Source organism: Pseudomonas sp. W2Aug9 (assembly GCF_023127755.1).
Taxonomy (GTDB): Bacteria; Pseudomonadota; Gammaproteobacteria; order Pseudomonadales; family Pseudomonadaceae; genus Aquipseudomonas; species Aquipseudomonas synxantha_A.
On record NZ_SPKL01000030.1, the window covers coordinates 1 to 12293 of the forward strand.

Below are 12293 nucleotides of genomic sequence, written 5' to 3' on the forward strand. Positions count from 1 at the left end.
TTATCGGCTCGCCGTACTCACGGGCTCGCGGCCCAATGAGCTGCAAGCGCTGACCGACCTGAAAGCGCTTCCGGCATTGGTCACGCGCTTGCCGATTGGCCAGGTCAGCGATTTGCTGCGCCAGCGTCCCGATGTCGCCAGCGCCGAACGCGCTTTGGCGGCCTCGAATGCGGACATTGGTGCCGTGACAGCCGAGCTTTACCCAAGGATTGACCTGGGCGGCTTCCTCGGCTTCGTGGCCTTGCGCGGTGGGGATTTGGGCGACAGCGGCAGCCGCGCGTTCAGCGTGATGCCCTCGGTCAGTTGGCCGGCGCTGCACCTGGCCAGTGTTAAGGCCCGGCAGCGGGAGGCTCAGGCGCGTGAGGTGGGCACCCGAGCGCGTTACGAGCAAGTGGTGCTGAATGCGATTGAGGAAACCGAGAGCGCGCTGACGACCTATAGCTTGTCGCAGCAACGGGTACGTAGCCTGGCTGAAGCAGCAGCGCAAAGTGAGCGTGCGGCTCGACTGGCACATGCGCGTTATGAAGCAGGTAGTGCGGCGTATCTGGTAGAGCTGGACGCGCAGCGTACGCAACTGAATGCTCAGGACGCGCTGACGCAGGCAGAGACCGCGTCGTATCTCAATGTGGTGCAACTCTATAAAGCGTTGGGTGGTGGCTGGCGTGCGCCGGAGCCGCTCAGTTCGTATGCGGTTACCGGACAAGGCCCTCGCGGGTAAGCCTAACTCCCAAGGTAATCGGCCACGGCCGTGGCCGATCCTGAGCCGGCCAGCACGGCATTGATGCGCAATGAATAGGTGCCTGGACGCAGCAAGGAACTGGAACATGGCTGCCGAGGCGGCGCCGAGTACATGCCAGTGCAGGTCGGACAAGTGAAGGGGTAGTTTGCGGCGAATTTAACCACGTACAATCGTTGAAATCATGAAGGGGCAAGTCATGCGCGCACCCTACGGCTGCGCGCAGATCCCCGTTGAATTACACGCCTGCAAACCAGGGCAGTGGCGCACGCGCCTGCATTGTGATCGTCTTTATCTGTGTATAAGCATTGAGCGTCTCCCGACAAAACTCACGCCCAATCCCACTGTTCTTATACCCTCCAAACGCAGTGCCATCGGTAATGTTCGAGTAACGATTGATCCACACCGAACCTGCCTCCAGCCGTGCTGCAGTCTCCATAGCGTGCTGCAAATTGCTGGTGTAGATCCCGGAGGCCAACCCATATTCAGTGTCATTGGCTTGGGCGATCATCGTTTCATAGTCGTCCCACACGATCAGCGATAGCACCGGGCCAAAAATCTCTTCCTAGCAGATGCTCATGTCGTTACGTGCAAGTAACAACGTTGGCTGAATGAAGTAGCCATTTTCACAACCTGGGACTGCAGCCCGGCCGCCACCTGCGAGCAACTCGGCGCCCTCTTCCAGGCCCATGGTGATGTAACTCAACACGCGCTCACCTTGTTGGGCGTTGACCACACAACTGACCCGTGAATCCTCTGCCAAGGGTGCTCCTACTCTCACACGCTTGAACGCGGCTATCAGCTTTTCCTGAAACGCCTCTGCGATCGAGGCATGCACAAACAAACGAGTGCCAGCCAGGCACGACTGCCCATTGTTATGAATGGCCGCGAAAGTGGCGTTGTCGACCACCGCATCGATGTCGTCGATGTCAGGGAATACGATATTGGCACTCTTGCCGCCCAGCTCCAGTGTTGAAGGCACGAGGCGCCGGGCTGCAACACCGGCTACTGTGCGGCCGACTTCGGTACTGCCGGTAAATGACAGTTTCCTGACCAGAGGATGCTCGCTCAATGCTGCACCGACTATCTCTCCCAACCCAGTGACCATGTTCACCACCCCGGCGGGAAAGATCTTGTTGATCAACTTGCCCAGTTCCAGCGTCGACACCGAAGCATTTTCATCAGGTTTGAGCACGACGGTATTGCCGGCTACCAGCGCGGGGGCGAGCTTGAACGCGGCCATGATCGCCGGCGCGTTCCAGGGAATGATCTGCCCGCAAACGCCAAGTGGTTCACGCTTGGCAATGGCATAACCGCCTTCAATTTCACGGCCGGTGTCTTCATGGGCCATGATCACCGAGGCGAAATAGCGGTAGTGCCGGACAGCAGTCAGGTAGTCCTTGCGTACTTCGCTGATGCAGCGCCCCACGTCATGGGCATCGATCATGGCCAGACGTTCGCTGTGCTCTTCGATCTCGTCCGCCAAGAGGTTCACCAGGCGTGCGCGCATCTGCTGACCCAGGGTACGCCAGGCTGGAAACGCTGCATGCGCGGCCTTCACAGCGCGATCAACATCTTTGGCGTCACAATAATGAATGTAAGCTAGGTGTCTGCCCGTGGCAGGGTCGACCGCAGCAAACGAGCGCGACTTATCCTCAGTTTCAAACACGCCATCGATCAGCGGGCCATAAGAATTATCGAAATTGATTTGCATGGAGAACCTCACATTTAAAGATGAAATCTGGATTAGCTCTGATATAAAATCGCGATTACTTTATTATTCGTCCAACCAGGTGATGCATGGATCCTCTGTCCGACGTTCTTTCACTGTTGAGAATCCGTAATTACCACTCCGCCACGCTTTCCCTGGGCGGTGATTGGGCTTTCACCTTTCCCGAGCGCGAAGGCATCAAGTTCACGGCGGTGATCAAGGGCAGTTGCTGGCTGCACGTAGAGGGCGAACAGCAGCCGCAGCGCCTGCACCAAGGCGATTGCTTTCTGATGACTCGGGGCATGCCTTTTTCGCTCTACAGCGATATGTCCCAGCCGCTGATGAATTCCGATGGTCACTTTCAAACCCTCGCAACGGACGAACTGGCCCTGCATTACGGCGGCAACGACACGCAATTGGTCGGTGGCCGGTTTGACTTCAGCGGTGTTCCTACCCAGTTATTACTCAGCAGCCTGCCCTCAATGGTTCACGTGCAGGCCAATGAACCGCAGGCATCGCTCCTGCGCTGGGCGCTGGAACGGTTCACGTCGGAGCTACAGCAGAAGCGCCCCGGCCGCTCGCTGATGAATGAGCACTTGGCGCACCTGATGCTGGTCGAAGTACTACGCACCCACCTGGCAACGCTGGAGAACAACGGCACTGGTTGGTTTTACGGCTTGGCTGACCGTCACCTCAGTGTCGCTCTGAGTGCCATGCACGCTGACCCTTCCCATCGCTGGAGCGTCCAGGAGTTGGCGCAACGGGCTACCATGTCGCGCTCGGCGTTCGCGTTGCGCTTCAAGCAAGTGGTGGGCGCAGCACCGATGGAATACCTGACGTACTGGCGGATGTTGCTGGCAAGCGACCGACTGAAAAACTCCGATGACTCGGTCTCCACCATCGCGTTCTCATTGGGTTATGAGTCCGAAAGCGCATTCAGTACCGCATTCAAGCGCGTGATGTCACAGTCGCCCCGCCACTATGTGCGCGAGCACGCCACCCAGGCTTAGTGCAGGCCACCGCCGATTATCAGGGTTTCACCGGTGATCCAGCTTGCATCGGACGACGCCAGGAAGGCGACGGCGGGTGCGATGTCTTCGGGCTGACCGATGCGGCCCAGCGGCGTGATCGCTTCGATTTTCTGACGGAACGCATCTTCGAAGAAGCCACTGGCGTGCACGCCCTCGGTGACGACCAACCCTGGGTTGACCGAGTTGACCCGGATATTTCTCGGCCCCAGTTCATTGGCCAGCGTGCGGGTGATCGCGTCAACCGCAGCCTTGGACGCGGTGTACACCGTTGAGTTGGCCGGCGTGAACGAAGTCACGCTTGAGCTGACATTGACGATGCTGCCCCCCAGCACGTTGAACACTTCAACGGCAGCTTGTGTGCATTGGATCAGCCCTAGAACGTTGAGGTTGAATTGACGGTGAAACTCCTGTTCGGTGATATCGGCCAGGGGACTGGTCGAATAGACACCGGCATTGTTGACCAGAATGTCGAGATGGCCATGCTCATGCACGATGGTCTTGAACAACGCCTTGAGGTCAGTGCTGTTGGACACGTCCGCCTGCACCGCGTAGGCCCTGGCGCCGGTTTGCAAAATCTGCTCAACCACTCGCTCGGCGTCTAAGCGACTGCTGGCATAGTTGACGATCACAGTGGCGCCATCCTGGGCCAATTGCTTGGCAATCGCTGCGCCGATGCCCTTGGAGGCACCAGTCACCAGCGCGACTTTCTTATGCAACCTTTTCATGTTCACTTCCTACTTGTTGCTGGCTGAAAATCAGTCAAGCCAGCTTAAGAGGATGGCGGGAACCGGTTAATAGCCAGTGCTCCAGAAAAGCTTTGTGATCGTCCAGATGGCAGACGGTCATAGTGATCAGTCAAGGAGAAGTTGAAACTGACCATGAGGAGGCAGACGTATCGCCGACGTTATAGCTATCTGCAGCATCTTTCTCCAAGAAACGACTCGGGGTCGGCTTTGTAGCCTTATGCGGTGGGGATCTGCCTGAACGGGGCGGCATTCCAAGCTTATAAATCTCAATAGCGCATTCGACGCGCTGGATAAACGCTGCAACATCTGCATGGGTGTGGGCCAGCCCATCCCGTGCGACAGCGATCTCCAGCTCGCGACACAACTGGATCAGGCTCTTGGCTTTGCCGACCGCCAGCGCGCCCCGAATCCGATGCAGTAAACGGACCACCTCATCACTGCTCTGCCCCACGCTCAGCGCTTTAAGCTCACCCAAATCCTGGGCGATGGTTCTGAAGAAGAGTTCAAGCTGCGCTCCGTTCGGCCCTGCCCTTCAAATAGAAATGGTACCTGTCCATAACCCTGACAACGAAGATTTCACAACGATTCAGGAGCACGCTCATAAAACAAATGATCACGACTTTACGGCTGTAGAAACATCATCTGACTACACAGAACTGGATCAACTATCGGGGTTGGCAGAGGGTTCAGAAAATTGAGTCACCGAATTTTACTCACCCCGGACACATCGAATTTTAATTGATTTCAGTGTCATTTAAGGCCAGACCGAACCAATGATGGGGTGAACAGCTCGTCTCACGACCTGAGAGTATCCAGCAACAATGCGGGTTCGAGCCTGGCCATGAGACAGCACCTGGAACGGTACCTAGATTTACCGATCACCCTGGATTTCAGTGGTTTTCTCAAGAAACGAAAAACGACGCCAAAGCGTCTATTCCACAAATCGCAGGCAAAAAAAAGCCACTCGTTAGAGTGGCTTTTTCATTAATGCTTGGAGCGGGAAACGAGACTCGAACTCGCGACCCCGACCTTGGCAAGGTCGTGCTCTACCAACTGAGCTATTCCCGCTTGGTGATGCGCATTCTATAGAATCCTCAGCACCCGTCAACCCCTTGATTCAAAAAAGTTTTATTTCTTTTCAACAGTGGTTCGCAGATGGGGCCAGGCCGCACGCAGATATTGCAGCATGGACCACAGCGTCAAGCCTGCGGCGACCAGCAGCAGGGCGTAGCCGGTGAGCACCCAGAATGTGAAGTCCGACGGGTTGGCCAGCAGGATGACCAGCGCGAGCATCTGCGCGGCAGTTTTCCATTTGCCCATGTTCGATACGGCGACGTGGGCGCGGGCGCCGATTTCGGCCATCCATTCGCGTAGGGCCGAGACGACGATCTCGCGGCCGATGATGACGGCGGCCGGCAGGGTCAGCCACAGGTTGCCGTGTTCCTGCACTAGCAGCACCAGGGCGACGGCGACCATGAGTTTGTCGGCCACGGGGTCGAGGAACGCGCCAAAGGGCGTGCTCTGTTCCAGGCGGCGTGCCAGGTAGCCATCAAGCCAGTCGGTGGCGGCTGCGAAGGCAAATACCGAACTGGACGCGACGTAGCTCCATTCATACGGCAAATAGAACAACAAAATGAAAATCGGGATAAGCAGGACGCGTAGTACGGTGATCAGATTAGGGATATTCATCGGCACAACTGGCTACGAGGTGAGAAGGCATTCTATTCGCTGTGCAGATTGGCATAAATCAATTCAGCGAGCTTTTTACTGATACCGGGTGCTTTGGCTATTTCGTCAATGCTGGCACGGGAGAGCTCCTGCAAGCCACCAAAATGTTTAAGCAAGTCGCGACGCCGCGTCGGGCCAACCCCTGCCACCCCTTCCAGGGTTGAGGTTCGCCGGGTTTTGCCACGGCGCGCGCGGTGGCCGGTAATGGCGAAACGGTGGGCTTCGTCACGGATTTGTTGAATCAGGTGCAGCGCAGGCGAGTCGCCCTTCAACGTGAACTCATGGGCGGCATCATTCAAGTACAACGTCTCGAAACCGGCCTTGCGCGTGGTGCCCTTGGCGACGCCGAGCAGGATCAGGTCGGGCACCGCCAGTTCGTTGAGCACGTCTCGCGCCATGGACAACTGGCCCTTGCCGCCGTCTACCAGCAGGATATCGGGCAACTTGCCCTCCCCGTCCTTCAACTTGCTGAAACGCCGCGTGAGCGCCTGGTGCATCGCGGCGTAGTCATCGCCGGCGGTAACGCCTTCGATGTTGTAGCGCCGGTAGTCGGACTTGATCGGCCCTTCCGGCCCGAATACCACGCAGGAGGCCACCGTGGCCTCACCGCTGGAGTGGCTGATGTCGTAGCACTCCAGGCGCTGGGGCGGCTCGTCCAGGTTGAGGACTTCGGCCAGGGCGTCGAAGCGTGCGGCAACATGCTGTCGATTGGCCAGGCGCGCGCTCAGGGCCTGCTCGGCGTTGGTCACGGCCAGTTGCTGCCAGCGGGCACGGGTGCCGCGTACGCGGTGGCTGATGTCCAGCTCGCGGCCGCGCAGCTCGTGGATCGCTTCGATCAAGGTGGGGAAGTCTTCGTGTACCACATTGACGATCAGCTCCGAGGGCAGGTCGCGCTCTGGGCTGCTCACGTAGTACTGACCAAGGAATGCGGCCATCACCTCGGCAACGTCTTCGTCGATACCGGTCTGCGGGAAGAAGTTCTTGCTGCCCAGCACCCGCCCGCCACGCACGCTGATCAGGTGCACACAGGCGCCGCCCGGATTGACGAACGCGGCGATCACGTCGACGTCACCGGTGCCGCCTTCCATGCTTTGCTGGTCCTGGACGCGACGCAGCAGAGAGATCTGGTCACGTAGCTCGGCAGCCTTTTCGAAATCCAGGGTGCTGGCCGCCTGCTCCATGGCCCCGGACAGCTCATCGGTGAGCGCGTTGCTGCGCCCTTCGAGGAACATCACCGAGTGGCGCACATCCTCGGCGTACTCTGCCGGCTCAACCAGGCCCACACAGGGCGCCTTGCAGCGCTTGATCTGGTATTGCAGGCACGGCCGCGTGCGGTTCTTGTAGAAGCTGTCTTCGCACTGGCGTACAAAAAAGGTTTTTTGCAGCAGGCTCAGGCTTTCACGGATCGCACCTGCGCTGGGATAAGGCCCGAAGTACTTGCCCTTTTGTTTTTTAGCCCCGCGATGAATGCTCAGGCGCGGGAAGTTGCCATCCGATAAAAACACGTAAGGGTAGGATTTATCGTCACGCAGCAGGATGTTGTACGGCGGCCGCCATTCCTTGATCAGCGTCTGCTCAAGCAGCAGCGCCTCGGTTTCATTGGCGGTGATGGTGGTTTCGACCTGGGCGATACGTGCCACCAGGGCAGCGGTTTTCGGCGCAAGGCCGGACTTGCGAAAATAACTCGCCAGCCGGTTCTTGAGGTTCTTGGCTTTGCCCACATACAGCAGGCGTGCCTCGCTGTCGAACATGCGGTACACGCCGGGGCGGCCACTGCAGGTCGAGAGAAAGGCACTTGGATCAAACGGCGTAGTCATGTCAGGCGCTGGCGTCCACCATGCCGTGGCGCACCGCGAGCAGGGTCAATTCAACATCACTGCTGATGGCGAGCTTCTCGAAGATGCGATAGCGGTAGGTATTGACGGTCTTGGGCGACAGGCACAGCTTGTCGGAGATCGACTGCACTTTCTGGCAACCGACGATCATCAAGGCGATCTGGATTTCCCGCTCCGACAGCGTATCAAACGGCGAATCGCTGGTGGGCTGGAAGGATTTGATCGCCAACTGTTGGGCGATCTGCGGGCTGATGTAACGCTGGCCGGCAAAGACCAGGCGAATGGCCTGCACCATCTCCGCCAGGCCCGCGCCTTTGGTCAGGTAGCCCGCAGCACCGGCCTGCAGGAGCCGCGTCGGAAACGGGTCTTCCTCGCACACCGTCACCACCACGACCTTGATGTCCGGGTGGCTGCGCAACAGCTTGGTCGTGGCACCAAGACCGCCGATCCCAGGCATCTTGACGTCCATCAACACCACATCGGGTTTCAATTCCCGAGCCTTGATCAGAGACTCCTCCCCTGACTCAGCCTGGCCGACTACTTGCAGGCCGTCGATGTCAGCCAGCATTCGTGTAATGCCTGTACGAACGAGATCATGATCATCGACTACTAGCACCCTAATCAAGCAGACACCTCGCGATATGGTCTTATAGATTGCTGAACACCTTAGCAAAAAAGCTGGGCACAGACCTAGCCGCAAGCGTCATATATATGGAGTTTGCCTGCCCGGTAGTCGTCCAACGGGTGGTGGACGACCGAATTTATTGGGCAAAAGGTCAGAAATCCTGGGGCGCACACCCGCCGCTTTCATATTTGCCTTGAGCGTTGGCTTCAACGCCTCCGATTTCACCAAAAACTTTCTGCGACAGGCCGAGTCGCTCTCTTTCTTGCCTTAAACGCGAACCGATTCCACTCATTTGGATGCATGATCCCATTTTGCACACATCAAGAGGTGACGCCCTCATCTCTTCGTCGAACGAACTTGAACGGTTTTGAACCATGCCCGGAATCCGCACCGCTGCACAAGCCAAGGCCTGGCTGGAACATCAAGGGAAGTCGGTTCCTGAATCAGTATGCGCTTATTAGGATTTTGTACAGGGTTTAGCGTACGCGACAGACACGCTCCATCCGCCAGAAACCATCCTCCTCGCCAACAATGCTGAACCCCATGCGTTGATAGAGCCTTCTGGCCGGATTGGTCTTGAACACGGTCAACCGCAACAGCCCAAGCGCCTGCGCCTTCAGCGCTATCTGCTCCAGCACCCAAGTGCCTGCGCCCTGCCCGCGATACGCCTGGATCAAATGCAACTCACGGATGTATAGAGCGCCACCGTCGCGACTGAGGCTGATAAATCCCAACGTGTGGTCATCTCGGCAAATCAGCCAGTTTTCCCGACCGGCCCAGGCCGTGTCGAAGCCGGCATTGGACCAAATCAGCTGGTTTTGCACGTAGTAGCGGTTCATCGCCTCGTGGGTCAGGGCCCGCGCAAACGGCAGATCCTGTTCTGTGGCAGCACGCAGGTGAAAAGCCATTTACACGGCCACCACTTGGCCCACCCAATGCTCGCCGTCGCGACGGGCAATCACCAGCGCTTCGCCGACACCGGGTACCGCTGCAAGCAAACGGCCGTCCGCGGCCCAGATCGCGCTGCGACCTGCACAGGTCCAGCCACCCGATGGGCCACCGTGGTTAGCCATCAGCACCAGCAGACGATGCTCCGCGGCATAGCCCTGCAGCAGCGCGCTGTCTTTTGCGTAGCCGCCTTCGCTGATCAGTACGCCTGCTGCGTAGACATTGGCGCCCGCTTGCGCCGCATGACGTGGATGACTGGCGTGGGAGAAGTCGGCGCAAACCGCCAGGGCAATACGGTCATTGCCCCATTGGAGTGCCTCACCACCCTGCCCGGCCGCAAACGCCACGTCTTCGCCTGGATGCAGATGCTGCTTGGTGTACACCGCCAGTGAGCCGTCGGCCCCCAGCACCAGGGCGCCAATCAAAACATCCGCTTGCGGGGCCAGTCGGATCGGCATACCCACCACTGCCGTCAGCTGCAACTCGCGCGCCATCTCGCGCAGGGGCGCCAACACTGGCGCATCGGGAGCGATGGCCAAGTCAGCGGCCAGCGTGGGTTCATAACCGGTCAAAGACAGCTCCGGAAACACCAGCAATTGCACACCCTGCTCTGCCGCAGCCTGCATGAACACCCGGTGCCGTGCGATATTGGCTTCAACGTCGCCGGCAATGGAAAGGGTTTGCGCCGCAGCAAGGGTCAAGGCAGTCATGGTCGCGTCCTGGCAATCATCGTTTATGAGCCACCAGCATAGCGACACTCACCCCATAGCCGTAAGTACCCTCAAGCAATAGAAATTACTGATTGAATCCACCCGTGCGCCTCTAGTAAGCTCCCCCCATCATTTGGAGAGCCACCATGTTGCAACTCACCCACACTCAGGTTTGCCCTGCTGCCAGCGCCTTGCGCTTGGTGTCGGCTACCCGCGTGAACGGTTCGAGCGCACTGGCCGGCTTTTATTTTGGGTATTGGTTTAGCCACTGGCGCGCCTGATACCTGAAATCGGCGCCCACTACTCAAGGGGTCGCCTACCAGAGAAATCTAAACCCCCGGTCGGCTCCCCGACCGGGGGTTTTGTTTTTCAGCCGCTAACCATTTTGTTTGTTCAAGAACACTTAAAGGAATCACGCCATGAACTACGCCACTTATTACCGCTTCGACACTTGCACTGCATGGCGATTTAGCCAGCTCCGTTCGGGACAGCCTGCCGCCTCCGATCGGTCACCTATTGGTGGCAAACCAACACACCTCGCCAGTACGGCCAATTGTCGAACACCCCAGTAGGCCAAGCGCGCGGGAACAACCCGCCGCTTGCCCAGGAAGCCTTGAATATGAACTCCTCCGTCGCCGCTTTGCCCGTCTGCACCCTCAACAGCGCCAATGAAGCCCTGACCCAGCGCCTGCCCAGCTCCCTTGAGCTGAAACACCAGCTGCCCCTCAGCCCGTTCCTCCATGAACAGATCCACGCCCATCGCCAGGCCGTGCGTGCCATCCTCAATGGCGAAGATTCGCGCTTACTGGTGATTGTCGGCCCGTGCTCGATCCACGATCCGCAATCGGCCATGGAATACGCACGCAACCTGAAGAAACTCGCGCTTGAAGTCAGCGACCAGATGCTGCTGGTGATCCGCGCCTACGTCGAAAAACCGCGTACCACCATCGGCTGGAAAGGCCTGGCCTACGACCCGCACCTGGACGGCAGCGATGACATGGCCGCCGGCTTGACCCTGTCCCGCGAACTGATGCGTGAAATGCTGCGCCTGGGCCTGCCGGTCGCCACCGAGCTGTTGCAACCCATGGCTGCCGGCTACTTCGATGACCTGCTCAGTTGGGTCGCCATCGGCGCACGCACCACCGAGTCGCAGATCCACCGCGAGATGGCCAGCGGCCTGGGCATGCCCGTAGGTTTCAAGAACGGCACCGACGGCGGCGTCGCGATTGCCTGTGATGCAATGCGCTCAGCGTCCCACCCGCATCGCCATTTCGGTGTCGACAGCCAAGGCCATCCCGCCATCATCCAGACGCCAGGCAACCCCGACACGCACCTGGTACTGCGCGGCGGCCACCGTGGGCCAAACTACGATGCACAGAGCGTGGCCCAGGTGAAACATGACCTGGCCAAGGCCAAAGTGGCGGCGCGGATCATGGTCGATTGCAGCCACGCCAACAGCGGCAAGGACCCACTGCGCCAACCGGCAGTGTTCAATGACGTAGTGGAGCAGCGCTTGCAGGGTGATACGTCGCTGATCGGCATGATGCTTGAGAGCCACTTGTTCGAAGGCTGTCAGCCGCTGAGCGCGTCAATGCAATACGGCGTGTCGGTAACCGATGGTTGCCTGGGTTGGGACGCGACCGAGCAGTTGCTGCGCAGTGCGGCCGAACGCCTGCGCGCCTCTCACAAAACCAACTGACGGGTGTGGATCAACATGCGGCAGCAGCGTTGAAGCGAAGCTAGGCCCGGGCCACCCGCGCCCGGGACAACTCCCGTAGCCACGGCAGTACCCGCAGGCCATGGGCAGCCTCGCATGGGTCGACGATGTCCATGAAGTGTTCGAGGCTGACGTTGTCCGGCACGCCCGGCAGACGCACCCGCACCGCTGACGCTGCACCGGCAGGCTCGCCCAGGTCGATGTGCTCGTATACCAACACGTGGTGCACTGACTGCTGGAGCCCAATGGCATGGTCCAGCAACCCGGCATTGATGATGAGCGCATCGAAGGGTTCGGCTGGAATGGAGGTCAGAATCTGGACTTCTTCGAACGTTTGCACCGGCACGATCCGGTAATACCCCAACTGGTTGAGCATTTTCTCGATGTACAGGCGTCGCAGATGCTGTTCATCGGCAATCAGGACAGTCAGTGCTTTGTTTGGCATGGCAAACCCCTGGGGCAGGCAGTGCTCGGCAGTGAGCGTCGCCCATTTTCCAGACATATGC

General features: G+C 58.8%; 10 protein-coding genes, 1 tRNA gene and 3 pseudogenes. 4 read left to right on the plus strand and 10 right to left on the minus strand.

Annotated elements, in window-relative coordinates:
- Positions 1-718 (plus strand): TolC family protein (locus E3O56_RS19385; RefSeq protein ID WP_248128817.1); only part of this gene is annotated, 718 nt, incomplete at its 5' end.
- Between the two features lie 256 nt (positions 719-974).
- Here the strand turns inward: E3O56_RS19385 and E3O56_RS19390 are convergent.
- A pseudogene (locus E3O56_RS19390) lies at positions 975-2450 on the minus strand (aldehyde dehydrogenase family protein).
- Positions 2451-2536: 86 nt separating this feature from the next.
- Here E3O56_RS19390 and E3O56_RS19395 point away from each other — a divergent pair.
- Positions 2537-3457 carry an AraC family transcriptional regulator gene (locus E3O56_RS19395; protein ID WP_103735334.1) on the plus strand — a complete coding sequence of 307 codons (921 nt, stop codon included), beginning with the start codon at positions 2537-2539 and terminating at the stop codon, positions 3455-3457.
- Here E3O56_RS19395 and E3O56_RS19400 read toward each other — a convergent pair.
- The 6 genes and pseudogenes from E3O56_RS19400 to E3O56_RS19425 all read right to left on the minus strand — a co-directional run.
- On the minus strand, positions 3454-4203 hold the full coding sequence (locus E3O56_RS19400) for a glucose 1-dehydrogenase (RefSeq protein ID WP_103735335.1): 750 nt from the start codon (positions 4201-4203) through the stop codon (positions 3454-3456). The genes E3O56_RS19395 and E3O56_RS19400 overlap by 4 nt on opposite strands.
- A 1013-nt stretch (positions 4204-5216) precedes the next feature.
- Positions 5217-5292 (minus strand) — tRNA-Gly (locus E3O56_RS19405).
- A gap of 60 nt (positions 5293-5352) precedes the next feature.
- A complete protein-coding gene (gene pgsA / locus E3O56_RS19410) occupies positions 5353-5913 on the minus strand; it encodes a CDP-diacylglycerol--glycerol-3-phosphate 3-phosphatidyltransferase (RefSeq protein ID WP_034135291.1) in 561 nt (186 codons plus the stop codon).
- Positions 5914-5945: 32 nt separating this feature from the next.
- Positions 5946-7769 (minus strand): excinuclease ABC subunit UvrC, encoded by a 1824-nt coding sequence (gene uvrC, locus E3O56_RS19415; RefSeq protein WP_032876705.1) that lies wholly within the window; start codon positions 7767-7769, stop codon positions 5946-5948.
- Between the two features lies 1 nt (position 7770).
- Positions 7771-8412, minus strand: coding sequence for a UvrY/SirA/GacA family response regulator transcription factor (gene uvrY / locus E3O56_RS19420; RefSeq protein ID WP_005786991.1), 642 nt, complete (start codon positions 8410-8412; stop codon positions 7771-7773).
- Positions 8413-8572: 160 nt separating this feature from the next.
- Positions 8573-8704: pseudogene (locus tag E3O56_RS19425) on the minus strand (transcriptional regulator); the annotation flags it as partial.
- A gap of 82 nt (positions 8705-8786) precedes the next feature.
- On the opposite strand from E3O56_RS19425, the pseudogene E3O56_RS19430 reads away from it, so the two are divergent.
- Positions 8787-8849, plus strand: a pseudogene (locus tag E3O56_RS19430) (DNA-binding protein); the annotation flags it as partial.
- A 39-nt stretch (positions 8850-8888) separates the two neighbouring features.
- On the opposite strand, the gene E3O56_RS19435 reads toward E3O56_RS19430, so the two are convergent.
- Positions 8889-9320, minus strand: coding sequence for a GNAT family N-acetyltransferase (locus E3O56_RS19435; RefSeq protein WP_103735338.1), 432 nt, complete (start codon positions 9318-9320; stop codon positions 8889-8891).
- The gene (locus E3O56_RS19440) at positions 9321-10070 is read right to left on the minus strand and encodes a carbon-nitrogen hydrolase family protein (RefSeq protein WP_228309694.1); all 750 of its coding nucleotides are present in this window, start codon (positions 10068-10070) and stop codon (positions 9321-9323) included.
- Between the two features lie 619 nt (positions 10071-10689).
- Between E3O56_RS19440 and E3O56_RS19445 the strand changes: the two genes are divergently transcribed.
- On the plus strand, positions 10690-11769 hold the full coding sequence (locus E3O56_RS19445; protein WP_248128819.1) for a 3-deoxy-7-phosphoheptulonate synthase: 1080 nt from the start codon (positions 10690-10692) through the stop codon (positions 11767-11769).
- Positions 11770-11809: 40 nt separating this feature from the next.
- Here E3O56_RS19445 and E3O56_RS19450 read toward each other — a convergent pair whose 3' ends face one another.
- The gene (locus tag E3O56_RS19450; protein WP_248128820.1) at positions 11810-12232 is read right to left on the minus strand and encodes a chemotaxis protein CheY; all 423 of its coding nucleotides are present in this window, start codon (positions 12230-12232) and stop codon (positions 11810-11812) included.
- Positions 12233-12293: the final 61 nt, after the last annotated feature.